A 25,195-nucleotide genomic window follows, 5' to 3' on the forward strand; every position below is an offset into this window, starting at 1 on the left:
TGACCGAGACGCCAGCAAACGAAACGATCTCCGCCACGATAGTCCGAAAAGGAATACCCCATGGCCGCCGGCCGGCCGCCTCCCTCATCGACCGCGCTGCGGGCCTTCACCACCGTGGCGCGGCTGGGCTCGACCGCCCGCGCCGCCCAGGCCGTCAACCTCACCCAGAGCGCCGTCTCCAAGCAGATCCTCTCGCTGGAGCACCATCTCGGCAGCGTGCTGTTCGAGCGCAGCCCGCTCGGCCTGAAGCTGACCGAGGCCGGCGCGATCTACCTGCCCTATGCCGAAGCGGCGCTGGAGCAGATGGAGCGCGGCGCCATGCGGCTCGCCGAGCGCGGGGCGATCGCGCGGCCGATCCGGCTGCACATGGTCGCGATCGTCGGCGAGCGCTGGCTGATGGCGCGCTTTCCGGCCTTTGCCGAGGCGCATCCCGGCGTCGACGTCCAGTTCACCAACTATGTCAGCGAGAGCGAGACCGAGGAGCCGGACATCGAGATCAACCACGGCATCCCGCCCTGGCCCGGCAAGGAGGCTCACTATCTGTTCGGCCGCGACGTCGCGCTCGTCGCCGCGCCGAGCCTGCTGGAGCGCATGGGCGGCTTCCGCCGCGCCGCCGACATCCAGAAGATGACCCTGCTCCAGCATTTCCAGATGCCGACCTTCTGGGCCGAGTTCACCGAGGCTCACGGCCTGCGCGGCGCCGTGCCCGAGCATACCGTCCGCTACGGCTATTACTCCGTCATCATCAGCGCCGCCCTCGCCGGGCTCGGCGTCGCGCTGACGCCGCGCTGCTACGTCGCCGAGGAGCTGGCGTCAGGCGAATTGGTCAATCCGCTCGGGCTCGGCTTCACCAGCGCGACAGGCTGCTGGCTCACCCGCCCGCTCGGCCAGCCGCAGCGCCCCGGCCTCGATGAATTCGTCACCTGGCTGCGGGCCGAGGCGGAGCGCTTCGACGCCGCGACCCGGGCTCCATCGGCCGCGGCCTGAGCGGCTGGCGAAACCTCCGCCGCAGCCGCGCGTTGTCTCCGGCAAGGAGGAGCCATGCTCACCATTCTGCCCGCCCCGGACCATGTCGGCGCCTATCGGCTGTCGCAGACGCTGACGGCCGAGGACCTCGACCGGATCATGGCCGATATCGATGCCAAGCTCGCCCGCCACGAGAAGATCGGCATCCTGGCCGATCTCACCGACTTCACCGACATGACGCTGGCCGCCGCCTGGAAGGATGCGCGCTACAGCCTCGGCAAGCTCTGGGAGCTGCGCCGCTTCCCGCGCGAGGCGGTGATCACCGACAAGGGCTGGCTCACCGCCTTCGTCGACCTGCTCAACCCGGCACTGCCCTTCGTCACCGTGCGCACCTTCAAGCCGCAGGACTACGAGGCCGCGCTGACCTGGGCCGGCGATATCGAAGGCGGCCCGAACGCCTGATCGCAGGGGAGAAGGCCATGCCCACCCGCAAGCATCGCTGGTCGGCGCAGGTGACCCGCGGGAGCGACGCGCTCGACCTCGAAAGCGAGATCTTCAAGCAGGACGATCCGCGCCGGATCGCCCGCTCCCTGAAGCGCTCCGCCGAACGCAGCCGCCGGCGCAAGGCGAGCCCCTATCGCTCGGCGATGTCGATGCTGACCTTCTACATCAACCGTGCCGGCAGCAATCTTCCGGCTGGAAGGCGCCATGTCCTGGAAAGCGCCAAGCACAGCCTGCGCCGCCTCTTCCATCGCGAGGCGTGACGCCGGCGCGCGCCGGCGTCACCAGAAACATCACGCCTCGCGGCCACCCTTGCGGGCAGGATCATGCGCGTGATGGCTGTCGCGTTCGCCGCCGCCGCCGGAGATGTGCGAACGGTGGCGCGCATCCTCGTCGGGCTGCGGCTTGCGGATCTCCAGCGGCTTCTTGGCATTCTCGTGGGCCGATCCGGGACCGCCGTGCCGGATGGTCTGCGGAGCCTTCCTGGAGGTGGACATCGCAGCCTCCTCAACGGTCCTGCTGGAGACCCTGATGGGTCGTATTGATGCGGGTATTGCCCTGCTGTCCCTGCTGGTCGGGATGGCTCGGGCGGCGCTCGCCCTGCTGGGCGCGCCTGACGTCATGCGCGGCATGGTCCGGCTCGCCCGGGCCCTTGTCGCTGCGATTGGCGGGTGGGAGCGGCGGCATCTTGCTCACGGTGGCCTCCTCTCGCTGGCTGCCTTGGGAGTCAACGCCGGCAAGCGCGGAAGGTTCGTGAGGAAAAGCCGGGCGCTCAGCTGCGCGCGAAAGTCTCGTCGAAGGCGTAGCCGGCGCCGCGCACCGTCCGGAGCGGATCCTTGGCATTGGCCGGGGTGATCGCCTTGCGCAAGCGCCCGACATGGACGTCGACGGTGCGCTCGTCGATATAGACGTCGCGGCCCCAGACGGCGTCGAGCAGCTGCGCGCGGGAATAGACCCGGCCCGGCGCCTGCATCAGGAATTCGAGCAGACGGAACTCGGTCGGCCCGAGATGCAGCTCGCTGCCGGCGCGGCGGACGCGCCGCGTCGTGCGGTCGAGCTCGAGGTCGCCGGCCGAGAGCAGCCCGGCGACGTGACCGGGCTTCGCCCGGCGCAGGAGCGCCTGGATGCGCGCGATCAGCTCCGGCAGGGAGAAGGGCTTCACCACATAGTCGTCGGCGCCGGTGGCGAGCCCGCGCACGCGCTCGGTCTCCTCGCCGCGCGCCGTCAGCATGATGATCGGCACCCGCTCCGTGTCGCGGCGCGAGCGCAGCCGGCGGCAGAGCTCGATGCCCGAGAGACCCGGCAACATCCAGTCGAGCAGCACGAGATCGGGGGTGTGATCGCGCAGGTGCAGCTCCGCATCGTCCCCGCGCGCGACGCTGTCGACCTCAAAGCCCTCGGCTTCGAGATTATAGCGCAGCAGCAGGGTGAGCGGCTCCTCGTCCTCGACGATCAGGATGCGTGCGGCCATGCTTCTTTTTCCGTCCGTCATTCGAGCCCGCCGCCATGCTCGCCCTTGTGGCGAGCATCCACGTCTTGAACAGCGCCTGAAGAGGCGAAGACGTGGATGGTCGGGACAAGCCCGACCATGACGGAAAGGCTACGGCACTTCTTGTTCGTTCAGTTCCCGGTCACCGCTTCGACCTCGATATTGGTCGTGTCGAGCTTCGGCCGGTTCACGTCGAGGGAATCGCCGGTGACGAGATAGTGGATCGTCTCGGCGATGTTGGTGGTGTGGTCGCCGATGCGCTCGATGTTCTTCGCGCAGAACAGCAGATGCGTGCAGAAGGTGATGTTGCGCGGATCTTCCATCATGTAGGTCAGGAGTTCGCGGAACAGCGAGGTGTAGAGCGCGTCGATCTCGTCGTCGCGGCGCCAGACCTCGAGCGCCTTCTGCTCGTTGGTCGCGGCATAGGCGTCGAGCACGTCCTTGAGCTGGGCCTGGACGAGACGGCTGATGTGCTCCAGCCCGACGACGGCGCGGTGCGGCGGCTGGAACTGGCCGGCGATGGCGACGGCGCGCTTGGCGATGTTCTTGGCGAGATCGCCGACGCGCTCGATGTCGGAGGCGAGCCGGATCGCCGAGATCAGCTCCCGCAGATCCTGCGCCAGCGGCTGGCGGCGGGCGATGGTCAGCACCGCCTTCTCCTCGACCTCGCGCTGGAGGTTGTCGAGGCGCTGGTCGGCGGTGATCACCTTCTGGGCGAGCCCGGTGTCGCGGCGTACCAGCGCCACGGTCGAATCGCCCAGCATGCGCTCGGCCATCCCGCCCATCTCGGCGAGGCTGCGGCGGATGCCTTCGAGGTCGGCGTCGTAGGAACGGACGATGTGGTCGGTCATGGCGTTGTCCTCTGCCCCGGCTTCGTTCAGCCGAAGCGGCCGGTGACGTAATCCTGCGTCTGCTTCTTGGCGGGGTTCATGAAGATCGTGTTCGTCGGCGCGAACTCGATGACCTCGCCGAGATACATGAAGGCGGTGTACTGCGAGATGCGCGCCGCCTGCTGCATGTTGTGAGTGACGATGGCGATGGTGAAGTCGCTCTTGAGCTGCTCCAGCAGGTCCTCGATCTTGCCGGTCGAGATCGGGTCGAGCGCCGAGGTCGGCTCGTCGAACAGGATCACTTCCGGGTGCTGCGCGATGGTGCGCGCGATGCACAGGCGCTGCTGCTGGCCGCCCGAAAGGCCCATGCCGGAGCTCTTGAGCTTGTCCTTGACCTCGTCCCAGAGCGCGGCGCGGCGCAGCGCGCCTTCGACGCGGTCGTCGAGCTCAGACTTCGGCGGCTTCTCGTAGAGGCGGATGCCGAAGGCGACATTGTCGTAGATCGACATCGGGAATGGCGTCGGCTTCTGGAAGACCATGCCGACCCGCGAGCGCAGCTCGTTCACATCGACGTCCTTGCCGATGATGTTGCGCCCGTCGAGCAGGATCTCGCCCTCGGCGCGCTGCTCCGGATAGAGCGAGTAGATGCGGTTGAAGATGCGCAGCAGGGTCGACTTGCCGCAGCCCGAGGGGCCGATCAGCGCCGTGACGTGGCGGTCGCGGAAGTCGAGATTGACGTTCTTCAGCGCCTTGTGCTCGCCGTAGTAGAAATCGAGGTTCTTCACCGCGATCCGGACGGGCGCCTCGGCATCGAGCGTCTGCGGGGAGAGTTCAAGGGTCGAAAGCATCGACATGGTCCTCAAGGTCGCGAGCGACCGGGTTGGATTCAAGCCTATTTGCCGCCGCTAACGACGCGCCGGGCGATGATCGAGAGCAGCAGGATCGAAATCGTGATGATCAGCGAACCGGCCCAGGCGAGCTGCTGCCAGTTCTCGTAGGGCGCCGAGGCGAACTGGTAGATCGTCACCGGCAGGTTCGAGACGCCGCCGACGAGGCTCGGCGAGAACCAGAAATTGTTGTTGAGCGCAGTGAAGAGCAGCGGCGCCGTCTCGCCGGCGATGCGCGCCAGCGCCAGCAGGATGCCGGTCACCATGCCGGCCTTGGCCGCGCGCCAGGTCACGCTTGTGATGACGACCGAGGGCGGCGCGCCGAGCGCCGCGCCGGCCTCGCGCAGCGCGCCGGGCACCAGGTTCAGCATGTCCTCGGTGGTGCGCACGATGACCGGGATCGCGATGATGCCGAGCGCGACGCCGCCGGCCCAGCCGGAATAGCCGCGGAACGGCTCGACCAGGATGACGTAGACGAACAGGCCGATCAGGATCGACGGTGCCGAGAGCAGGATGTCGTTGATGAAGCGGATCAGGTTGGCGAGCTTGGAGCCGCGGCCATATTCGGCGAGCCAGGTGCCGGCGAGCACGCCGATCGGGGTCGCGATCGCGATGCCGAGGAAGGTCAGCACGAAGGAGCCGACGATGGCGTTGGCGAGGCCGCCGCCCTCGGTGCCCGGCCCGGGGGTCACCGCCGTGAAGGTGGCGAGCGAGAGCCCGCCGATGCCCTTCACCAGCAGCATGCCGAGGATCCAGAACAGCACGAAGATGGCGCAGAAGGTGAAGCCGGCGGCGATGATCTTCATCGCGCGATCGGCGGTGCGGCGGGACTTGCGGACGCGCCCCCAAGGGGCGTGGGGCAATTCGCGAGGCGTGGTCGTCATGGTCATGGCCCGGGACCTCAGTAGCGCTTCACGCGCGAGACCAGCAGGCGCGCGATGACGAGGACGACGAAGGTGACGAAGAACAGGATGCAGCCGAGCGCGATCAGCGCGTTGAGCTGCAGGCCCAGCGCCTCGTTGAACTCGTTGGCGATGCGCGAGGCGATGGTCGAGCCGGGGTCGAGCAGCGAGGGCGAAAGCCGGTTGGCGTTGCCGACGACGAAGGTCACCGCCATCGTCTCGCCGAGCGCGCGGCCCAGGCCCAGCATGATCGCCCCGATGATCGAGACGCCCGCCTGCGGCACCAGCACATGGCGCACGACCTCCCAGGTCGTCGCCCCGATGCCATAGGCGCTCTCGCGCAGCACCGACGGGATCTGCTCCAGCATGTCGCGGGTGATCGAGGCGATGAAGGGGATGATCATGAAGGCCAGGATGAAGCCGGCCGTGAAGATGCCGAGCCCCGAGGGCGAGCGGGCATAGAGCACCGTGCCAACGATCGGCATGCCCTCGACGAGGTTCGAGAGCGGGATCTGCACATAGGCCGCGAAGAGGGGCACGAAGACGAACAGGCCCCACATGCCGTAGATGATCGAGGGCACGGCGGCGAGCAGCTCGATCGCGGTGCCGACCGGCTTCTTGAACCAGGGCGGCGCGAGCTGGGTCAGGTAGACCGCGATGCCGAGCGAGAGCGGCACGCCGATCACCAGCGCGATCAAGGCGGTTGCCAGCGTGCCGACGATCGCCGGCCAGGCACCGTACTGCTCGTTCTGGGTGTCCCAGACGCTGGAGGTGATGAAGCCGAGGCCGAATTCGCGGAAAGCCGGCCAGCCGCCGATGACCATCGAGATCATGATCCCGGCGAGCAGCACCAGCACGAACAGCGCCGCCGCGAAGCTGGCGTTGCGGAAGGCGAGGTCGAACCCCGCCTTCGGCGTCTTGCGGGCGGCAGGCGCCGCGCCGGGAATTCTGGTCATGTCGGTCGCTGCGGTCATCCGCGGAGGCTCCGGTCGTATCTCGGGCGAGGCAGCTCCAAACCACCTGCGCGGCCTGGAGTCCACCTCAGCCCTCATCCTCAGGAGCGCATCTCACAGGATGCTCTGCTGCGCTCGGGATCGTCCTTCGGGACGCCGCCTTCCGCGGCTCCTCAGGATGAGGGCTTTAAGCATAGGGCGAGGCGGGACAGGCCCGCCTCGCCTACGTCGGCTGGCAGCGATCAGAAGATCGGCTTGCCGGCGTTGTCGGTCACGCCCTTCCAGGCGTTGCGGACCTGGTCCTTCACGTTCGCCGGCAGGGCGACGTAGTCGAGGTCGCTCGCCAGCTTGTCGCCGCCCTTATAGGCCCAGTCGAAGAACTTCAGCGCGGCCTGCACCTCTTCCGGCTTCTCCGGCTTGGCATGGACGAGGATGAAGGTCGCCGAGGTGATCGGCCAGGCTTCCGCGCCCTTCTGGTTGTTCAGCGAGATGCCGAAGCCCGGCTGCTCGCTCCAGTTGGCGTTGGCGGCGGCGGCCTGGAAGGCCTTCTCCTCGGGAGCCGGGAAGTTGCCGTCGGCATTCTTCACCAGGGCGTGCGAGAGCTTGTTCTGCTTGGCATAAGCGTATTCGACATAGCCGATCGAGTTGGCGACCTGCTTGACCGAGGCGGAGACGCCCTCATTGCCCTTGCCGCCGATGCCGACCGGCCACTGCACGGCGGTGTTGGCGCCGATCTTCGACTTCCAGTCGGCCGAGACCTTGGAGAGGTAGTCGGTGAAGACGAAGGTCGTGCCCGAGCCGTCCGAGCGATAGACCGGGTTGATGTTGGCGTCGGGCAGGGTCAGGCCGGCATTCAGCGCCGCGATCTTCGGGTCGTTCCACTTCTTGATGTCGCCCAGATAGATCTGCGCGATGATCTCGCCCGAGAGCTTGAGCTTGCCCGGCTCGACGCCGGCGATGTTCACGGCCGGAACGACGCCGCCCATCACGGTCGGGAACTGGATCAGGCCGTCCTTGCTGAGGTCCTCGCCCTTGAGCGGAGCGTCGGTCGCGCCGAAGGCGACGGTCTTCGCCTTGATCTGGCGGATGCCGCCGCCGGAGCCGATCGACTGATAGTTGAGCCCGACGCCCGCCTCCTTCTTGTAGGCCTCGGCCCACTTCGAATAGATCGGGAAGGGGAAGGTCGCGCCGGCGCCGGTGATGTCGGCGGCCTGGGCGGAACCGGCGATCCCGGCGGCAACGGCCGCGAGAACGAGAATCTTGCGCATTGAGATGTCCTCTCTGGGTCGCTGTTTGCAGCGGCCCTGTCAGAACACCCTCTATATGACAGCCAAATGACACTCCGTCATGAAAACTGTCATGAACTCTCAGGCTGCGCTAACATTGGCACCACAAGCGAGGGCATGGCACCTAGAGGCGCAAAGTTTGGCAGCAGAGGGATTACCTTGGCCTTCAATTCCCGTACTGCGCAAGCAACGTTTTGGGACTTGTCGCATTTGCGCTGACCGCCGTTACACAACCGGGCCGCGCCGCCCGACTGCCAAGCCGGTGAAAAGAGAGGCATAACGTTGCCTCGATTCTAGGAAAAATTCCGCAATCTGACCTGCGCCGCCGGGCCATCAAGCCGGGCGGCGCTTTGCTTTTCAGCCGATCAAGACGCGGGCACTCGGAACGGCTGGCACTCCAAACGCCCCGGAACGCCACGCGTCAGCCAGTATCCGTCAGGCCGGAATTAAATACGCTTGTCGAAGGGGCAGCGGGCTTCGTCACAGACCCGTTGACTGGTAGCTCTCGCCCCGTCCTCAGGCGCTCGGAAGGGCTGCTTACGGCCATTTGTTTTGCGGCTTGCCCGCACCCCCAACTAGGCGGCCAGGTTTAAGCCCGCCTCAAAACCTCACCGCGAGCACACCCTTGAAGGCGTGGTCCTGGGCGTCCTGCGCGAGCTGGCCGGCATAGGAGGCGCCGAGGGTGACGCCGGTGGCGAGCCCGAGGTCGAGCCTGGCCTCGACCAAAGCGGCGTCGCGCGCGATCGGCAGACCGGCGATGGCGAACGGATTGCTGCCGGCGAAAGCCAGCGTCGTCTTCGGATCGACGTTACCGAAGGTATGGCGCCAACCGAGCCCGCCGCGCAAGGTCAGGTCCATGCCCAACAGGCGGGTCGTCGTCGCCGCGCGCAGGCCGAGCGTCGCATAGCCGAGACTGGTCTCGTCATTGTTCCCAGACAGCGCTGCAGCCGCGCCGCGCTCGGTGAACCGGTCGCTGTGCAAGACGACATAGGCCAGGCCCGCGAAGGGTTCGAGCGCGATCTGGCCCAGAGCAGTCTGGCCGAGGTCGATGCGATAGCCGAGTTCGCCGAAGGCCTGCGCCGTGCCGGCATCGTAGTCGGCCCGCAAAGTATCGCCGAGCCCGGCCGAGACGACGCTGCGGCGGGTCGAGAGGTCGTGCCAAGTGTAGCTCAGGCCGGTGCGCAGGCTGAGCGCCCCCCACTCCCCGCCGCCATAGAGGCCGAGATGGTAGTTGTCGCTCTCGCCCGAAGAGAGCCGGCCGTTCACGTCGAACCGGCTGCGGCCGTAGCCGGCGAGCAGGCCGAAGCGCAGCGTGTCGAACACGGCCGCATCGACGCCGATCAGAAAGCCGCCGGTCGAGCGCGTCAGCTTGGCGGCATTGCCGTCCGCATCGCTCCTGCCCCAGGCGCCATAGCCCTGGCCCCAGACCGCGAAGCGGTCGGACCTGAGCGTTGGTATCGGCCCCGTCACGCCCGGAGCGAGATCGGCGCTGAAACCGTAGTTCAGCGTTGCCATCGGCGCCGCGCCGACGCTGCCCGAGGCCGAGCGCAGGCGGTCGTTCATCGCGCCGCGCAACAGCCAACTTTCTTCGACGAGCGCGCTCTTGGCCGAGGCATGGATCTCGCCCGAGAGCGCATCGAAGGCCTGGCGCGCCGCGCCTGGGCTCGCCTGCTGGGCCACGGCGTCATAGAGGGTGTTGCCCTGTCCCAGCCCCTCGACCGCAGTGCCCGTCGCGATCTGGTTGCGGGTCAGGCCAACGGACGCGAAGGAGACCTGATTGCGGGCGATGTCGAGATAGACATTGCCTGGATCATAACTCAGGCCGAGCGCGATGAAGGGCAGGTTCTGTGTCAGGCCGGCAAAGGTGCCGCTCACCCCGCCCGCGGCCGTCAGGATCGTATAGCGTGTGCCGGGCACATAGGAGCCCGGCGCCTTCTCGACCATCACGGTACCGCCCGTCAGCGTCGCAGTGCCGCTCGCTGCGATGCGGTCGCTCGCACCAGCCGGGTCGATCTCGACCCGATAGGCCGAGCCGGCGGCGAAGGAGACGTTGCCGGCGACGTTCAAGGTGCCGATCGAATTGCCCGGCGCGAGCGTGCCGCCGGATGCGGCGATCAGCCCACCGACCGTGCCGATGCCGCCGAGCGTGCCGCCGGCATTGACAGTGACGGTACTGGCGAGGCTCGCGCCCGCATGCCCGGCGCCGCCGACCACCAGCGTGCCGGCCGCCACCGTCGTCGCGCCGGTATAGGTGTTCCGGCCATTGAGGGTCAGCGTTCCCGTCCCATTCTTGACGAGCGAGACCGGGCCGGTGCCGCCATTCAGGATGACGCCCTCGAACGTGCCGCCTCCTGCGACCGTCAAGGTGACCGGAGCGGAGCTGGAGCTGCCGATCCGGCCGCTGGCCGCGCCCGACAGCGAGCGCAAGGTGGCGTCGAAGCCGCCGGAATCGAGAATGCCGTCGACGGCATAGTCGCTGTTCGGCGACAGGGCGGTCGGCGACAGCGCCAGCAGGATGCCGTCGGCGGTGATGCGGGTCGGCCCGCCATAGCGGTTGTCGCCGCTGAAAGCGGCATAGCCGCCCAGCGGGCCGCCGGCGCCGGTGATCGTCAAGGCGCCGCCGCCGCGGATGTTGCCACCGATCTCCAGCACGCCTTCGCCGGCATCCAGGGTGCCGCCGGCGGCGCCGATGGCAAAGGCGTTCGACAGAGCGGCGCTTCCGCAGCCGCAATCTGCCATCCGCAGCGTGCCGCCGTTCAGGGTCACCGTCCCGGTGCCGAGCGGCTGGATGCCTTCGATCGCGAGCGTGCCCTGCGAGATCTTCGTGCCGCCGGAATAGGTATTGAAGCCGGTCAGGGTCAGCGTGCCGCCGCCGACCTTCTCGATGCTTGTACCGCCGCCATCGGCGATGGTGGACGCGATGCTGGCCGAGACCCCGGCATCGACATTGAAGGTGCCGAACGTGCCGCTGGCCGGCGCGATCCCGAGCGTGCCGCCGCTCAGCTCATAGCCGTTGGCGGAGAATTGCAGCGTGTCGAAGCGTTGTGCGCCGGAGACGGCCACCGTGCCTCCGGCGCTGCCGGCGAAGACGCCGACCGAGCCGCCCCAGCCCATATTGGCGCTGCCGGTGCTGGTGGTCCAGTTGGTGCCGAACGAAGTCCAGGTTCCGGCGCCGCCATTGACGCCGCCGGAGGCGGTGGTGTTCGCCCCGTCCCAGAACTGCATGGTCTGGCCGACACCCAACACCGCGAGATTGACCTGGCCGGCGACGCCGGTCTCCACCCCCGCGCTGGCAACGGTAAGGCCCGCTCTGGTGGATGTCGCGCTCTGGCTGGCGAAGCTGCCGGCGAGCGTGCCACCATAATCGAACAACCGGTAGTAGCCGGCCGCCGCGACACGCGCATCGAGCCTGCCGCCGAGCGTCAGATCGCCCGTGACCTTGATCAAATCGTTCCCGGTAACGGGATCGCTGCCGCCGATGCCGCCGGGCCTGTTGAGCTCGAACACCGAGGTCGCTCCGCTATTGAGCACCAGCGATCCGACGGTGAGGGTGCCCGGGCTATGACCAGCCGACAGCGTGCCGCCCACCGTCACAGGGCCGGCGATCGTCCCGGTGCCTGACAGCGTGCCCAGCCTGGCGACGGTCACCGCGCCGGATCCGAGGGAGCCGTCGACGCGCAACTCGCCGCCCGATATCAAAGTGCCGCCGGCATGGCTGTTGACCCCGGACAAGACCAGCTTGCCGGTCGTGAACTTGTTCAGTGTCCCGGCACCGGTGATCGAGCCGCCGAAATCGCCGCTGTCCACAACGAGCAATCCGCCCGTCGCCACCATGCCTGCGCCCTGCAGGTTCTTGATGGAACCGCCGCCGGCGGTGAGGTCGAGCGTCGCGCCGGTGCTAACGGTGGTCGACGAAGCAAGGCCGGTCAGGCCACCGAGAACACCGCCGCCGTCCTTGAGTGTGCCACCCGCGACCTCAAGGGAAAACGCCGACGGCGCGAAGTTGGAAAAACTGGACCATACCACCGTGCCGGTTTCGCTCGCGCTGCCGAACACGAGTGCAGAACCGGCCTGGATGGTCTGTCGGCCGGAAAGGGTCAGGGGGCGGCCTGCCGCGGCAGCCACTGTGCTGGTTTGGCTAGCGGCATATGTCATACTGTTGGTTAGCGTCAGATCGCCGATGCTGCGGAGCTTGCCGCCATTGAGCGTCACGCCGGCCGTCCCGAGTGCCTGGGCGTTGCCGACAGCGAGCGTACCGGCATTGATCGTCGTACCGCCAGCATAGGTGCTGGCGCCAGCGAGGGTCAGCATGCCGGCGCCGGTCTTGGTCAGGCTGCCCGAGCCTGAGATCGTACCGCCGAAGCTGAAATCGTCGAGCCGATTAAAGATCAGCGAGCCATTGTTGGTAACAGTGCCGGAGATCGAACCCGAGGTGCCGCCATTTCCGATCTGCAAGGTCCCGGCGCTAATCGTCGTGCCGCCGCTATAGCTATTGGCACGGCTTAGCATGGCCACGTCCGAGGTACTCTTGGTCAGGGCGCCAGTGCCGGCCAATGTCGCATCGACGGTTCCGCTTTCGATGGCGAAAGAGCCGGAGGACGTGAAGGTCCCGTTCCCGATCCAGCCTCTTTTCAGGGTCAACCCGCCATTCTGGACTTGGTTCGTCCCGCCAAGATCAAGAGCGCCGCCTAAATTGATCGTCGTGCTTCCCGAGCTGGCGCCGAGCGTACCGGCTCCGGAAAGGACAAGAGGGGCATTGAGAGTCGTGCCGCCGGAATACGTATTGGCCCCCGTCAAATACATCCGGACTCCGCCGATCGTCAGCGATCCAGGTCCGGATATGACGTCGTTGAATGTGAAGACATTTGCCGCGGCCGTGAAATCGCCCTCCAAACGGACAGGCTGATTGATGGTTACGTTAGCCAGGTCCGCGAAAAAAGTGGATCTTCCTTGAAAGACAAGAGAGCTGTTTCCTGTTTGATTGAAATCAATCTGAGAGCTGTAGTACGGTGGGGTAATTCTGATGTTGCTTAGAATGAATGGACCACGATCGTTGACTGCTTGAACGCTACCATGCAGAGCACCGCTTGGTGCAAAAAGCAGGTTCGTTCCCGCGACAGAGGGCGGTAACGATCCACCGCTCCAGTTTGCAGTATTGGACCATAATGAGCCGGACGCGCCAGTGAAAGTACCGACGAAGGTATAGTCGCCCGCGAGCGCCGGCGGGCCGGCAAGACCAGCAATCACCGTCGACGAAAGAAGTGTCGCGCGCAGCGCCAGGCGCCGGCGGAGATGCGAATACGTCTTACGGCCGTGGGACAGCTGAACTTGCGCGAAATCGCCCAGCTTCCGTCGCTCGACGGCGGAGCCCATTCTGCACAGCCCGTTCATGAAATCCCCTCCGCATTGGAGATCTGCATTGCTGTCGCAGAGCCGCCAAGGCGGGAGACTACGAGGGAGGCGGCGTCCAAAAAATACGGCACCTGTCGTATTTCGACAGGACCGGCACCGGAATCCCGATCGGGTTCAGCCGCCGAAGCAGCGAGCTCGCCTCAGGCAGGGCTGGCCGGCGCCGCTTCGTCGAGAACGGTCTCGCGGATCGCCGCCTGCAGGCGCTCCGGCGCGACCGGCTTGTGCAACACGCGGTGCCCGGTCGCGGTCAATTCGCGCAGGCGCTCCGGCGAGGTGTCGCCAGTGATGATCAGGGCTGGAACCGGATAGCCCAGGTAAAGCTCGAGACGCGCGATCGCCTCGCTTCCGGTCAAGTCACGTTCAAGCCGGTAGTCGGCGATGATCAGATCGACCGGCCGGGCGCCGGCCGCCTGATGGCGTCGGCAGAGCTCCTCCACATCCGCCCCACAGAAGGAATCGTAGCCCCAAGCGGCGAGCAGGGTCGCGAGGCCGGCGAGCACCTGGGTGTCGTCATCCACCACCATGATCCTGAGGCGGCCGGTGGTTTCGCTCCGTCGAGGTGACGCGTGCGTCAGAGCAGGCGGCGCAATCATGGGCAGTCGCACGGAGAAAGCCGATCCCTTGCCGGGCGCGGAGCGCAGCCCGATGGGGTGGCCGAGCAGACCGGCGAGGCGCCGGACGATGGCGAGCCCGAGGCCCAGGCCCTGTTCCCGGTCGCGCTGCGGATTGTCGAGCTGAACAAATTCCTCGAATACGGCCTGATGCTGCCCGTACGGAATGCCCGGCCCAGTATCGACGACCAGGATCTCGATCGCGCTGCCGCGGCGCCGGCAGCCGATCAGCACCCGGCCGTCTGGCGCGTGGCGGAGCGCGTTGGACAGGAAATTGTCGAGAATCCGCTTTAGCAGGACAGGATCGCTGTCGGCCCAGACATCGAGGGGCACGACGCGCAGCGCGATGCCACGCTGCAACGCCTGCGGCATGAATTCCTCTCGCAAGTCGCACAGCATTTGCGCGAGCGAGATTGGTCTCCGCCGGACTGGGACGAGCCCGGCATCGAGCCGCGACACGTCGATCAGGCCATGCAGCAGCCCGCCAAGCGAGCTGATCACCGCCTCCAGCCTGTCGGCGATGCCTTTCGCTTCGACATCCCTGATATCGCCGCGCCGCGCCAGCGCAGCGAGGCTCGCCGTGAATAGGGAGGCGGCATGGATAGGCTGGCGCAGATCGTGGCTGGCGGCGGCGAGGAAACGCGTCTTGGCCCGGTCGGCCGCCGTCGCTCGATCACGTTCGCGCTCGAGGCGCTCCACCAGCGCCTGGTTCTCGAAGCGCAGCGATACGGTTTCCTTCAGCGAGCGATAGGCGTTCAGGCTGTAGTAGAGATAGACGCAGACCAGACACAGCAGGAAGGCCAGATAGACCGAATAGATCGAGCCCTCCTGCGCGAGGCAGCGTAGCGCGAAGGGGAGCTGCATGGCGATCAGGAGACCGGCGTAGGCCGGCGGGTAGGCTGAGAGCGCCGGCAGCGCACCACCGGACATGCCGGTCAGCACGATGCAGACGAAGGCGATAAGGTGCGGTTCGGACGGGACGAAGCCGATCCAGCCGACCCCGCCCCAGAGCAGGCTGGACAGCACCGAGAGGATCGTGAAGCGTCGGGCCCAGGTTTCCGGTTCGGCATCTTCCTCACCGCGCCGGAAATACTGCCGGGAGAGCAGTAGTCGGGCAGCGGTCAGAACGTAGATCGCGCCGATCCAGATGAGAAGCTGCCGGCCCGGCACGGCCTCGCGCAGCACATAGGCGACGGGCCAGGGAATGACGAGATTGGCGAGCAGGACTGCACGCGACTGGCGATAGAGCAGATCGACCAGCACAGCGTGCAGGCGCTCCACCGGTTTTTCAGGGCTCGGCGCGGTCGTCACGAGCAGTTTTCCACTCGAAGGCAGGCGTCAACCGTGGAGGTGCGATGCCGCGCGACGGCTACCCTGTGGGATGGGACTGAACGACAATCCAGCCCATGATTCGCCGCCGCCCCTCCGAGGTGCCGGGCTCTTCGACCAGCAGCCCCGTGCTTCGTATCGTCCTCGCCGACGATCATGCTCTGATCCGCGAGGGGCTTAAGCTCCTGATCTCGACAAGCGGCGCCTACGAAATCGTGGGCGAGGCTTCCGACGGCCCTGGTTTGATGCAGTTGCTGGCCGGGGCGTCGGCGGACATCGTGGTGCTCGATCTGGGCATGCCGGGTCTGATGGGGTTGGCTTACATTCGGGAGCTGCTTCGTGCGCATCCGCAGGTGAAGGTCCTGGTCCTGACCGCGAACAGCGAGCCGCGCACAGTGGAAGCGGCTCTGGAAGCGGGTGCTGCCGGCTACCTCGTTAAGGGCGGCGATCTCGGCGAGCTCTTCGAGGCGCTCTCTGCCTTGCAGCACGGCCAGACCTATCTCAGCCCGCCGCTGAGAGCCGTTATGGCGCAGGGCAGCCAGAATACCACACCGGGCCGCCTGCCTTTCGAAGCGATCAGTCACGTTGCGCTCACGAGGCGGGAGCGCGAACTGCTCAGCCTAACCGCCGGAGGCGCCACCGCCCGCGATGTTGCCGCGCGCCTTGGCATCAGCCCGCTCACTGCCCGCAAGCATCGCGAAAATCTCATGCGCAAGCTCGACCTCCATAGCGCCGCTGAACTTGCTGCCTTCGCGGTCCGTATTGGTTTACCGATTGAATGAGGCAACCGGGCTGCGCGGGCCACTGTCGCAAGCCGGGGTGTCGGGACGCAATACGACAAGTGCCGTAGTTCGTGAGCTGGCGCGAGATTGAGCCGACCGACAGGAGGCGCGCGAATTCACTGGCTTTCGAATGACGATCGACGGTCCGGTCAGTTGGATGGCGACGGTGCAGATCAGAGGCGCTTCCGACATGGCAGTTCTCCGACTGGAGCACCGGCGATCCAGCAGATGGTCTCAGATCACAGGTCACGGTCAGGTCAGCTTGAGCTTGGTTCGCAGAGCGAATGCCCGCCTTTCGGCGGGCATTTTGCATTGCGGATTCGCGCAAGTTGATCGGCTTGTGATCGGCGCCCGAACGGGCGGGATACGACCTTCGAGAATTCGCGTTTAAAGGATTATCGCCAGCTTCGAGTCTACTCCGAGACGAAGGGAGACGAGATGTTTTGCGCTGCGCTGGTCGTGTCGCTGCGCTCGGTGGCGGCCTGTATCATCGACTAGACCTACTGGCCAACGCTCAAACCCTCCCACCCACATATGTACCGAGCCACCAAACGTTACCGAAGGCGTCTCGTATTCCCGCGGACCGATCACAATAGTCGTAAGTACGTGGTTCGCTGAGGGGCTTTGCACCCAGCGCCACGCACTTGCGATAGGTCTCGTCGACATCCGGGACATACAGATGAGTTGAATTCTGAAATGTTACCTTCCGTGAGCCGACCATCACAACCGAGTCGTCGATCGCCACAGCGGCGTGCCTCACGGTTCCATCCGTCTCCTCGATCCTTGAAATTTCTCGGCCGCCGAAGGCCTGTTTGAGAAAAGCAATCAGGCCCGCTGCATCCGAAACAAGAAGATAGGGCGACACGGCAGCTTGGCCCGTGGGACGGTAAGGAACTGTCATGCTTTTCACCTATTCGAAAGTGTCGTTTCAACTGCGGCGCGGAAACGATCTAAAAAGCGCAAAACTGCCGGATCGACTTCGTGACCCAACGCAGCCGAAACTGCTGTCGTCCAGCGCTCCCGCTCGCTTCTGATCGTCTCCAGAGCCGCTCTGCCTTGGGATGTCAGGCAGATGAGCGGATACCGGCGATGTTTCGGGTTCTCATTAGTCGTCGTGGCCCCGTCGGCAACAAGCTCGTTGACTATCCTTTGGACGCCCTGCCGTGTGCCGTTCTTGAGCCGGGCAATTTCGGCGACCGTTTTCGGGCCATCGTCCAGTGCGTTCAGCACTTGCCATCGCGCTCCGGTCTGGCCTGCTGGCTCGGATATCCGATTAGCGGCCGCCTTCAGTGCGTCGTCGAGCCGAAAAATCCTAAGGACCAGGCCTTGAATCGCGTCGTTGATTTCTGCAGTCATTGATGACAGCATGTTGTCATGAAAGCAGATTGTCAAGAGAAGCGAGGCGAGACACCGTCGAGCCCATGGCAGACATCTGCCATTGCTGAGGAAATAACCTAGCGCTTTATGTCTTGGTCGGATCAGGATGACCGTGTTCGTCGATGAGACGCCATCAACCCGCGAATCTATTCGCGCCCGATCAGAAAACATTCTATCCTATTGAATGAAGCAACTACTAGAAGGCGCGGAGTAAAATAAGATGCGAAATGAGCGGTATATTGCCCGCTATTTTTGTAGCATCGACAATCCAGATGACGTTCGGACATGGTTTGTCTTCGATCGTCAAACCGGTGTGCCATTGAGCAATGAAGATGGAATCCGAATGTTTACTGGACAAGAAATCCGGGAATTTCTGCGCGCTTCTGCGAGCGCGCAGTTTGTTTATGACGATGCCGCGTCAAACGAGTTGTCCGATTGATCTCGATTGGCCCTGTCTGGATTTGATCCGATTTCGTGGGCGCGCCTGAAATTATTTACTAGCTCGTCCTCCGATCAAGTTGGAGCGTATCCCGCGGCTTTGAAGTAGTTGGCGCACTCGTCTGGGTGGAAGAATCGATGACGTTCCGATGGCTGATCAGAGAGCGTCGAGGGTTCGCCCCGAGGCTTTGCGCAGCAACGCCTGGAGCTTGGCGAAGGCCATCTCGATGGGGTTGAAGTGGGGGCTGTAGGGCGGGAGGTAGCACAAATCGACGCCGGCTGACTCGATCATCTGGCGGACCTTCGACCTTTTGTGGCTGGAGAGATTGTCCATCACCACGGTATCGCCGGGGCGCAGTTCCGGTACGAGCACCTTCTCGAGGAGGGTCTCGTACGCGTCGCGATAAATCGGACCATCGAGAACCCAGGGTGCGATGAAGTCACGCAGGCTCAGCGCGCCGACGAAGGTCGTTGTCTTCCAGCATCCATGCGGCACGCCATTCGCAGGCGCTCGCCGCGCGGGAGCGTGATGTCGCGGTTACCGGCCAGCACGCCGGAGCCACTGACGCTGGTCGGTGAGGCGATACTGCCCATCACCGAGAGGAAACCGCTCTCGATCCGCGTCGCACCGACGTAGCTGCTGTTACCGGTCAGCACGAGCTCTCCCGCCCCGCGCTTCACCAGACCGCCGGCGCCGACGATATCGTTCCCGAAGAATGCGATGCCGCCAGGCTGCTCGACGACGAAGTCGCCCCAGTCGAAGCGGCCGGGACCACACACCGCCTTGCCTTCCCGGATGATCGTCCCGCCTGCCACCATCACGCAGACACTCGTCGCCTTTACCGAAACGTCCAAGCCGACAAAGCACTCCATCGCTCTTCTCCCTGATCCGCTGGGCTGGATCGGTGGAGCCTAGAACGCATCGGCCACCGCCGCATCGCATCCGCGACGCGAGCCCAATGGCCCAACCTTTTTCGTTGACAGCAGCCCTGTCCAGCCATGTCGAATTACGGCAGATGCCGTATTTTCCCATTTCGCCCATGCCCTAGAGTCCCGCGCGCATGAGGAGCGGCGGCACGCCCGCAATGCGCGGGTGGTCCTGGAGGATGAGCAATGGCAAAGATGCGGCTACGCAACTGGTTTGAGGCGTCCTGCCGCCGGCACGATCGAGCGCAGCTGCACCGTCTGACCCTGCTCCGGTCGACGGCTCTGGTGACGGTCGGTCTCGCCTTCTCTCAACCTGCCTGGGCGCAGTTATTCACCTACATCGGCCCCGACGGCGGGACCTGGTCCGCAGGGCCTTGGTCCACCCCATTGGTCGGCGGCGCCACCACCGAATTGATCTTCGAGCCGGGCATGGTGGCGAGATCCACCACCACCAACGACCTGGGCGCGTTCACCCTCAACCGCGTCACCTCCAACAGCCCTTTTTATAACGCCGTATTAACGATCAACGCGATGGGCGGAAGCCGTCTGATCTTCGATGGCGTCAATCCAGGAGCGTCGACTGTCGGCTCGCTCGAGTTCAACACCCCCCTTCAACTCAACAGTTCGACGCTCTTTTCGGCCGGATACAGAATTGCCTTTAACGGGAGGATTTCCGGACCAGGTCAGCTTACCATTCTTGGATCCGGCTATCTGCTAGCTGATGCGGCTCACACCGGCGGGACCCGTGTGTTCTCTGCGCTCACGATCGGTGATGGCGGAACGGTCGGGTCCCTCTCGGGCGATACGGAACTCTTCGATGGCGCGCTGGCGTTCGACCGGTCCGATGCCGTTATCCATTCCGGGGCCGTGTCCGGCACCGGCTGGCTGGATCAGGTGGGCAGCGGCACCCTGACGCTGACCGGCAACAGCACCTTCACGGGAACGACTGCGGTAGAGTCCGGAACGCTCCAGATCGGTAATGGCGGAACAACTGGTGCTCTCAGCAGCGACATCCTCAATCTGAGCCGGCTGATCTTCAACCGCTCCGATGACGTCACCTATGGCGGCGGGATCTCCGGTACCGGCCAGGTGAGCAAGCTCGGCGCAGGCACCCTGACGCTCACCGGAGCCAACACCCATTCCGGTGGAACGACGATCGTCGCCGGGACGCTCGCGATCGGGAATGGCGGGACGACGGGGTCGATCGCCGGGGATATCACCAACAACGCCGCCCTGGTCTTCAACCGATCCGACGACCTCACCTATAGCGGCGAGATCTCCGGCATCGGCTCCCTGACCAAGCTGGGAGCCGGAACGCTGGCGCTTGCCGGCGCCAATGCCTACTCCGGCGGAACGAGGGTCGATGCCGGCGTCATCCGGATCTCGCACAATACGGCCCTCGGCACGGGCCCGGTTGACCTCTTGGCGGGTACGGGCCTGCAGACCGCCTCGAACATCACCATGGCCAACGCCATCGCCACCGGCGGCGCAAGGATCGACACCGTCAGTGACATGCTGACGCTGAACGGGCTGATCTCGGGTGCTGGCTGGCTCGAGAAGACGGGCTCGGGGACCTTGCTGCTGCCCGGTAGCAACTTCTACGCCGGCGGGACGCGATTGAACGCCGGCACCCTCGCCATCCAGCATGCGAATGCGCTGGGCACGGGCGCGCTGGAGATGGCGGGCGGGGCGATGCTCGACGCTCGCGGCAGCTTTACGCTGTCCAACCCGGTGACCCTGTCGAACGGTACCGCCTTTGTCGATACGGGGGCGAACAATTTCGGCCTGGCCGGGGCAATCAGCGGCGCCGGCACGCTCTCCAAGACCGGAACAGGCACGCTGACGCTCTCGGGCGCCAACAGCTATACCGGCGCGACCTGGATCCAGGAAGGCACGCTTCGCACGAGCTGGTTCGGTGCGCTGTCGAACCAGACCGCGGTGCAGATTTCGGCCGGGGCAACCTTAGACCTCAACGGCTTCGGCCAGACCGTAGGCTCGCTGTCCGGGACCGGCAACGTGCTGCTGGGCGGCGCGGTCCTGCATGCCGGCGGAAACAACACCAGCACGACTTTCGGTGGCACGATCTCGGGCGCGGGCTCGCTATTCAAGTCCGGCACCGGCACGCTGACACTGAACGGGACGAACACCCACACCGGCGTGACCCATGTGTTCGGCGGCCGGCTCGTCGTCGACGGCTCCGTCATGACGCCGGTTGCCGTGATGCCCGGCGCCACGTTAGGTGGTTCCGGTTCGGTCGGGGCAACGGCGATCCTCTCGGGTGGCACGCTCTCGCCGGGCAACTCGCCCGGCACGCTGACGGTCAACGGCAACCTGACGCTTGATCCCGGCGCAACCTATGTCGCCGAACTGCAGGGCGCGCTTGCCGATCGGGTCAACGTCACCGGCACGGCCTCGCTCGCCGGCACGCTGCGGATCGTGCCGCTCGGCGGCGCCTATCTGTTCAAAAGCCCCTACACCTTGCTCTCGGCCACGGGGGGGATCGCGGGAGCCTTCAGCCCGGTCGATGCCACCGGATCCTTCGGCGACGGCGTCACCACGACAGTTGACTACACCGCCAACGACGTGCGGCTGACGCTTACGCCAAAGCCGCTGGTTCCCATCGTCGTGCCGCCCACATCGTCGGCGCGCCTCGGCGTTACCGCGCCGGCCAATGCCCATGCGGTGGCTTCTGCGATCGACGGTGCCGTGGCGCGCGGGGCCGATGCTTCGCCGCTGTTCAACCTTTACAACCAGCCCGCGGCCGCGATACCCGCGGCGGTCAACCAGCTCTCGGGCGAGGCTCATACGGCTGTGCCAGCACTCGGCTTCCAGGCAGCGAACCAGTTCCTCGGTGCCATGCTCGACCTCAACGGCCGCGGCCGTCTGGCCGGTGCGCCGGGCGGGCCGAATGGCGCGGCCGGCTTCACCGCCGACCTGCCCTCGAAGCGGAGCGATGCCGGGCCCGCGACCCTCGACCCGGCGCATGTCTCGCTCTGGGGCGCAACCTTCGGCTCGCGCGGCCGCACCGAAGGCGAGCACGGCGTCGGCTCGGCCAACCGCACGCGCGACGACGCGCATCTGGCGGTCGGCGCCGATGTGCTGCTCGCACCGGGCACGGTCGCCGGCCTCGCGGTCGCCGGCGGCAAGGCACGCGCCTCGCTCTCGGGCGGGCTCGGCAAGATCGAGAGCGATGTCTTCCAGGCCGGACTCTACGGTCAGACCAGGCTCGGCCCGGTCAACCTCGCCGCAGCCGCTGGCTATGCCAGGCTCGACAACGACGTCCACCGCGCCGTACCGGTCCTCGGCAACGGGCTGAGCTCCTCCTATGCCAGCACGGCCTGGAGCGGGCGGCTGCAGGCGAGCGGGCAGCTCGCGAGCTGGAACGGATTCAGCCTCTCGCCGCTGGCAGCGCTGCAGGCGGTGCAAGTGCATAGCCCAGCCTTCGTGGAACGGGCCGGGCTAGGCGGCAATGCCGGCACGCTCAGCGTCACCAGCCGCAACGACGTCACCAGCCGCTCCGAGCTTGGCGTCCAGCTCGACGGACAGACGAGCATGGGCGCCGTGCCGGTCACCGGCTTCGTACGGGCGAGCTGGGCGCATTATTTCGAGCACGACGCCAGCCTCACCGCCAGCCTGATCGCGCTGCCCGGCACGAGCTTCAGCGCCGCAGGCGCCCGGCCAGACCGCAATGCCGGGCTGATCGCCGCAGGCCTCGATGCCAGGCTCACCGACCGCATCTCGCTCGGCGCTCGCCTCGACAGCGAACTCTCCGGCAACACCAGAAGCCTCGGCGGAACTGCGAGGATCGCCGTCAGCTTCTAGAGGTTTTGATCGCCTTGACCGCGTCATCGAGGCCCGGCAGCTTCAGCCACGTCCGCCGGATGGCTTCAAGCCGCCTGAGCGGACCGAGGTGCCGACACACGCGAACATCCGCAAGGGGTGGCGAGCGGACGTTGCGTCCGCCGCGGAAGCCGAGTGTCAAAAGGGCTAGACGAAGGCCGGCTCCGGGTGCCCAGCCGGACCGCCCTAACTTACTGAGATGAGGATTCTGGCCAAGTCATCCGGCGCGTCGATCATGATGTCGTGGTGACCTGAGACCCATTTCTCCTCCGGTCTGAGGGAGAGTCCTAGGTTTCGTTGATCTGAGACCAGTTGCTGGACCGCCGGACGGTAGAGTTTCCGGCCTTCGATCACGGCGGAGGGCTGGGTGTTCCGCCGGGATTTTGCAGCAGGATCGGAGGCTTGTTGCCGATGGCCCCGTGCAGCAGATCCTCGTTGTAGTATCTGAGCCAAGCCTCCATCTTTTCGGCCGCATCCGCAAGCGTCAGGAACCAGTGCGTGTTCAGGCATTCGCTGCGGAAGCGCCCGTTGAACGCCTCGATGAAGGCATTGTCGGTCGGCTTGCCTGGCCGCGAGAAGTCCAGGGTGACGCCCTTGGCATAGGCCCACAGCTCGAGGTCGCGGCTGACGAACTCGGAGCCCTGATCGACCCGTGTCGTCTTCGGATAGCCCAGCTTCGCGCAGACCCGTTCCAGCGTGGCGACGACGTCCGCGGCCCGGTAGCTGAAGCGGGGATCGACGGCCGGCGAGAAGCGCGAGAAGGTGTCGACCACCGTCAGAACCCGGATCTTGCGGCCCGTGGCGAGCTGGTCGTGGACGAAGTCCATCGCCCAGACATCGTTCGGCCGCATCGCCGGCGCACGATCCTCGCGCAGCTTCGCCTTGACCCGGCGCTTGGGTGTCTTGTTCCTCAGTTGCAAGCCTAACTCATTGTAGATCCTTCGAATCCGCTTCTGATTGACATGCCAGCCCTCGTGCCGCAGCAGCACGTCGACGCGACGATAGCCATAGCGAACGCGGGTCTCGCAGATCGCCTTGATCCGGGCTGCCAGGGGGGCCTGGTCGGGCCGGCACGATTTGTAGTGATAGCTTGAGGTGTCGAATTCCAGGACCGGACAGGCCCGCCGGATCGACACCTGCCCTTCGCCACACATCACGCCGACGAGCTCGCGCTTGCGACCAGGCCTCAGAGCGTTCGGCGAATGACGTCCTGCAACATCTCGCGGTCCAGCGCGAGATCAGCGACGAGCTTGCGCAGCTTCGCGTTCTCATCCTCGAGCTGCTTCAGCCGGCGCATCTCGGCCGGCCGCAGCCCCTCGTACTTCTTCTTCCAATTGAAATAGGTCGCCTGGCTGATGCCGGCACGCCGGCAGATCTCCGCTACCGGAAGCCCGTCGGCGCCCTGCTTCAGGATGAACGCCTTCTGGGCGTCCGAGAACTTCGAATCCTTCATCGTCTTCCGCTCTTCCCAGCCCAAGGGAAACGACGCGGAAAACTCTAACCCAAAGCGATCCAATTTTAAGGGCTCAGATCATTGCCTTTTTCGCAGCAAGAACGCCGGATGCATCCCAGCATCGCCCGCAGTCCAAGCTCCGTTTGTTTATTCTGTCGTTTTGCCGTCGAAATGCTGTTCCGAGGCCTCGGCTTCGGCTTTGGTCGAATGCACGGTGCCGTCGCGATGTTCTGGCGGAGCATAGAGCGTATAGAGTCGCAAAGGCTCGTCGCCGGTGTTCATAATGTTGTGGCGGGCGCCGGCCGGGACAATGATTGCGTCATCGCTCTTAATTTTTGAACGGTTGCCGTCGATCAGCACCTCGCCCTTACCTTTTTCGATACGGAAGAATTGGTCGTGCCCTCCATGCACCTCTTCGCCGATCTCTCCACCAGGCTCGATCGACATCAAAACAAGCTGGAGGTTCTTGCCAGTGTAGAGCACACGGCGAAAGTCGCCGTTCTCCTCGGTCAGTTCTTCAATATCTGCAACGAAGCCCTTCATGCCGTTCCTCTCCTTACACTGGCAACCGTGGGGGATAAGCTTTACGTGTCCATTGGCTTCTTGCTTCACCACGTCACCTTGACGCCCAGCCTCCCATCATAAGCGTGGGAACGGCCGTCGAAGCCAACCGAGTAGCCGGCGGAGGCGTAGAGCGCGGCGTTGCGGGCGATCTGGGAATCGACTCCGACCCTGACTTCGCCCCAGGCCCCACCGAGATCCGAGCGGAACGGGATCATGCCGGAGGCGGAAGAGAACGAGGTCTTGGGATCGCCGAGGAACTCGTTCCACAGGCTCGCCTTCAGCCAGGCGGTCAGCATGCGCGGGCGCGGTCCTTCGTCGAGCGCCCAGCCCTTGGCGAGGCGCGCGCCGATCCGGCCGGCGAGCGACTCGACATCGGAAAAGCGCACCAGCGCCGCCCCGTCATGGCCGGAGCCGTTGACCAGCGTCTGGTAGATCAGCTGCGCCTGCGGCTCGATGGTCCAGCCATTGCCGAGCGCAATCGGATAACCGCCTTCCAGCGAGGCGGCGAAGCCAAAGCCGTCGCGGTTGAGTTTGAACTGGCGCTTGGAGTCGGCCTCGGCGTCGAACCAGGTGCCCTGCACGACGCCGTCGAGATACCAGCCCGAGGCGCCAAAATGGGTCCAGTAGGCGCCGATCGAATAGCCGTCG

Annotated in this window: 20 protein-coding genes and 2 pseudogenes; 5 read left to right on the forward strand and 17 right to left on the reverse strand. The window is 65.5% G+C overall.

Going from position 1 to position 25,195, the window contains the following annotated elements; genetic code table 11:
• Positions 1-60 precede the first annotated feature (60 nt).
• From B5Y19_RS18115 to B5Y19_RS18125, 3 genes are read left to right on the forward strand one after another with little or no spacing between them, the layout of a single operon-like run.
• A complete protein-coding gene (locus tag B5Y19_RS18115) occupies positions 61-987 on the forward strand; it encodes a LysR substrate-binding domain-containing protein (RefSeq protein WP_055728118.1) in 927 nt (308 codons plus the stop codon).
• A 54-nt stretch (positions 988-1,041) separates the two neighbouring features.
• Entirely contained in the window at positions 1,042-1,428 is a 387-nt protein-coding gene (locus B5Y19_RS18120; protein WP_055728119.1) for a SpoIIAA family protein, read from the forward strand.
• Between the two features lie 17 nt (positions 1,429-1,445).
• Entirely contained in the window at positions 1,446-1,730 is a 285-nt protein-coding gene (locus tag B5Y19_RS18125) for a DUF3175 domain-containing protein (RefSeq protein ID WP_079591883.1), read from the forward strand.
• Between the two features lie 30 nt (positions 1,731-1,760).
• Here B5Y19_RS18125 and B5Y19_RS18130 read toward each other — a convergent pair whose 3' ends face one another.
• From B5Y19_RS18130 to B5Y19_RS18175, 10 genes are all read right to left on the reverse strand, one after another.
• Complete coding sequence (locus tag B5Y19_RS18130; protein ID WP_055728120.1) at positions 1,761-1,964, reverse strand: hypothetical protein; 204 nt, start codon at positions 1,962-1,964, stop codon at positions 1,761-1,763.
• A 10-nt stretch (positions 1,965-1,974) separates the two neighbouring features.
• Positions 1,975-2,154, reverse strand: coding sequence for a hypothetical protein (locus B5Y19_RS18135; protein WP_079591897.1), 180 nt, complete (start codon positions 2,152-2,154; stop codon positions 1,975-1,977).
• 85 nt (positions 2,155-2,239) lie between these two features.
• Positions 2,240-2,938: a phosphate regulon transcriptional regulator PhoB gene (phoB, locus tag B5Y19_RS18140; RefSeq protein ID WP_055728121.1), complete on the reverse strand. Its 699-nt coding sequence runs from the start codon at positions 2,936-2,938 to the stop codon at positions 2,240-2,242.
• A 149-nt stretch (positions 2,939-3,087) separates the two neighbouring features.
• Positions 3,088-3,807: a phosphate signaling complex protein PhoU gene (phoU, locus tag B5Y19_RS18145; protein ID WP_055728122.1), complete on the reverse strand. Its 720-nt coding sequence runs from the start codon at positions 3,805-3,807 to the stop codon at positions 3,088-3,090.
• Between the two features lie 26 nt (positions 3,808-3,833).
• On the reverse strand, positions 3,834-4,640 hold the full coding sequence (gene pstB / locus B5Y19_RS18150) for a phosphate ABC transporter ATP-binding protein PstB (protein WP_055728123.1): 807 nt from the start codon (positions 4,638-4,640) through the stop codon (positions 3,834-3,836).
• A 38-nt stretch (positions 4,641-4,678) separates the two neighbouring features.
• Positions 4,679-5,563 (reverse strand): phosphate ABC transporter permease PstA, encoded by an 885-nt coding sequence (pstA, locus tag B5Y19_RS18155; RefSeq protein ID WP_055728124.1) that lies wholly within the window; start codon positions 5,561-5,563, stop codon positions 4,679-4,681.
• 11 nt (positions 5,564-5,574) lie between these two features.
• Positions 5,575-6,549, reverse strand: coding sequence for a phosphate ABC transporter permease subunit PstC (gene pstC / locus B5Y19_RS18160; RefSeq protein WP_055728125.1), 975 nt, complete (start codon positions 6,547-6,549; stop codon positions 5,575-5,577).
• Positions 6,550-6,770: 221 nt separating this feature from the next.
• Positions 6,771-7,796, reverse strand: a complete 1,026-nt coding sequence (gene pstS / locus B5Y19_RS18165) for a phosphate ABC transporter substrate-binding protein PstS (RefSeq protein WP_055728126.1) — start codon at positions 7,794-7,796, stop codon at positions 6,771-6,773.
• 618 nt (positions 7,797-8,414) lie between these two features.
• A complete protein-coding gene (locus B5Y19_RS26610) occupies positions 8,415-13,205 on the reverse strand; it encodes an autotransporter domain-containing protein (RefSeq protein WP_079591884.1) in 4,791 nt (1,596 codons plus the stop codon).
• A 161-nt stretch (positions 13,206-13,366) separates the two neighbouring features.
• Complete coding sequence (locus B5Y19_RS18175; protein WP_244555633.1) at positions 13,367-15,022, reverse strand: hybrid sensor histidine kinase/response regulator; 1,656 nt, start codon at positions 15,020-15,022, stop codon at positions 13,367-13,369.
• Positions 15,023-15,243: 221 nt separating this feature from the next.
• Between B5Y19_RS18175 and B5Y19_RS18180 the strand changes: the two genes are divergently transcribed.
• Positions 15,244-15,948 (forward strand): response regulator, encoded by a 705-nt coding sequence (locus B5Y19_RS18180; RefSeq protein WP_079591885.1) that lies wholly within the window; start codon positions 15,244-15,246, stop codon positions 15,946-15,948.
• 514 nt (positions 15,949-16,462) lie between these two features.
• Here B5Y19_RS18180 and B5Y19_RS25775 read toward each other — a convergent pair.
• The 4 genes and pseudogenes from B5Y19_RS25775 to B5Y19_RS26750 all read right to left on the reverse strand — a co-directional run.
• Complete coding sequence (locus tag B5Y19_RS25775) at positions 16,463-16,849, reverse strand: VOC family protein (protein ID WP_139384452.1); 387 nt, start codon at positions 16,847-16,849, stop codon at positions 16,463-16,465.
• Positions 16,850-16,854: 5 nt separating this feature from the next.
• Entirely contained in the window at positions 16,855-17,304 is a 450-nt protein-coding gene (locus tag B5Y19_RS18185; RefSeq protein WP_176168655.1) for a MarR family winged helix-turn-helix transcriptional regulator, read from the reverse strand.
• A gap of 534 nt (positions 17,305-17,838) precedes the next feature.
• Positions 17,839-18,279, reverse strand: a pseudogene (locus tag B5Y19_RS18190) (transposase); the annotation flags it as partial.
• A gap of 90 nt (positions 18,280-18,369) precedes the next feature.
• A pseudogene (locus B5Y19_RS26750) lies at positions 18,370-18,636 on the reverse strand (autotransporter-associated beta strand repeat-containing protein); the annotation flags it as partial.
• Positions 18,637-18,876: 240 nt separating this feature from the next.
• Here B5Y19_RS26750 and B5Y19_RS18200 point away from each other — a divergent pair.
• Entirely contained in the window at positions 18,877-22,512 is a 3,636-nt protein-coding gene (locus B5Y19_RS18200) for an autotransporter-associated beta strand repeat-containing protein (RefSeq protein ID WP_079591889.1), read from the forward strand.
• A 368-nt stretch (positions 22,513-22,880) separates the two neighbouring features.
• Here B5Y19_RS18200 and B5Y19_RS18205 read toward each other — a convergent pair.
• The 3 genes from B5Y19_RS18205 to B5Y19_RS18220 all read right to left on the reverse strand — a co-directional run.
• A protein-coding gene (locus B5Y19_RS18205) for an IS3 family transposase (RefSeq protein ID WP_139384453.1) occupies positions 22,881-23,983 on the reverse strand; the annotation gives its coding sequence in 2 pieces (ribosomal slippage) (positions 22,881-23,725 and positions 23,725-23,983; 1,104 coding nt in all).
• Positions 23,984-24,130: 147 nt separating this feature from the next.
• Positions 24,131-24,526 (reverse strand): cupin domain-containing protein, encoded by a 396-nt coding sequence (locus B5Y19_RS18215; RefSeq protein ID WP_055728131.1) that lies wholly within the window; start codon positions 24,524-24,526, stop codon positions 24,131-24,133.
• Between the two features lie 65 nt (positions 24,527-24,591).
• A partial coding sequence (locus B5Y19_RS18220; RefSeq protein ID WP_139384454.1) for an autotransporter domain-containing protein occupies positions 24,592-25,195 on the reverse strand: 604 nt, incomplete at its 5' end.

It is taken from the genome of Allobosea thiooxidans, assembly GCF_900168195.1.
In the GTDB taxonomy this organism is placed as follows: domain Bacteria; phylum Pseudomonadota; class Alphaproteobacteria; order Rhizobiales; family Beijerinckiaceae; genus Allobosea; species Allobosea thiooxidans.

Excerpts from the sequence above, each read along its gene's own strand:
- pstS (WP_055728126.1), bottom strand. The coding sequence starts at position 7,796 with ATGCGCAAGATTCTCGTTCTCGCGGCCGTTGCCGCCGGGATCGCCGGT.
- B5Y19_RS18125 (WP_079591883.1), top strand. The coding sequence starts at position 1,446 with ATGCCCACCCGCAAGCATCGCTGGTCGGCGCAGGTGACCCGCGGGAGC.
- B5Y19_RS18215 (WP_055728131.1), bottom strand. The coding sequence starts at position 24,526 with ATGAAGGGCTTCGTTGCAGATATTGAAGAACTGACCGAGGAGAACGGC.
- pstC (WP_055728125.1), bottom strand. The coding sequence starts at position 6,549 with ATGACCGCAGCGACCGACATGACCAGAATTCCCGGCGCGGCGCCTGCC.
- B5Y19_RS18200 (WP_079591889.1), top strand. The coding sequence starts at position 18,877 with ATGGCAAAGATGCGGCTACGCAACTGGTTTGAGGCGTCCTGCCGCCGG.
- B5Y19_RS18115 (WP_055728118.1), top strand. The coding sequence starts at position 61 with ATGGCCGCCGGCCGGCCGCCTCCCTCATCGACCGCGCTGCGGGCCTTC.
- B5Y19_RS18135 (WP_079591897.1), bottom strand. The coding sequence starts at position 2,154 with ATGCCGCCGCTCCCACCCGCCAATCGCAGCGACAAGGGCCCGGGCGAG.
- phoU (WP_055728122.1), bottom strand. The coding sequence starts at position 3,807 with ATGACCGACCACATCGTCCGTTCCTACGACGCCGACCTCGAAGGCATC.
- pstB (WP_055728123.1), bottom strand. The coding sequence starts at position 4,640 with ATGTCGATGCTTTCGACCCTTGAACTCTCCCCGCAGACGCTCGATGCC.
- B5Y19_RS26610 (WP_079591884.1), bottom strand. The coding sequence starts at position 13,205 with ATGAACGGGCTGTGCAGAATGGGCTCCGCCGTCGAGCGACGGAAGCTG.
- B5Y19_RS18120 (WP_055728119.1), top strand. The coding sequence starts at position 1,042 with ATGCTCACCATTCTGCCCGCCCCGGACCATGTCGGCGCCTATCGGCTG.
- pstA (WP_055728124.1), bottom strand. The coding sequence starts at position 5,563 with ATGACCATGACGACCACGCCTCGCGAATTGCCCCACGCCCCTTGGGGG.
- B5Y19_RS18130 (WP_055728120.1), bottom strand. The coding sequence starts at position 1,964 with ATGTCCACCTCCAGGAAGGCTCCGCAGACCATCCGGCACGGCGGTCCC.
- B5Y19_RS18180 (WP_079591885.1), top strand. The coding sequence starts at position 15,244 with ATGATTCGCCGCCGCCCCTCCGAGGTGCCGGGCTCTTCGACCAGCAGC.
- phoB (WP_055728121.1), bottom strand. The coding sequence starts at position 2,938 with ATGGCCGCACGCATCCTGATCGTCGAGGACGAGGAGCCGCTCACCCTG.
- B5Y19_RS18185 (WP_176168655.1), bottom strand. The coding sequence starts at position 17,304 with ATGACTGCAGAAATCAACGACGCGATTCAAGGCCTGGTCCTTAGGATT.
- B5Y19_RS25775 (WP_139384452.1), bottom strand. The coding sequence starts at position 16,849 with ATGACAGTTCCTTACCGTCCCACGGGCCAAGCTGCCGTGTCGCCCTAT.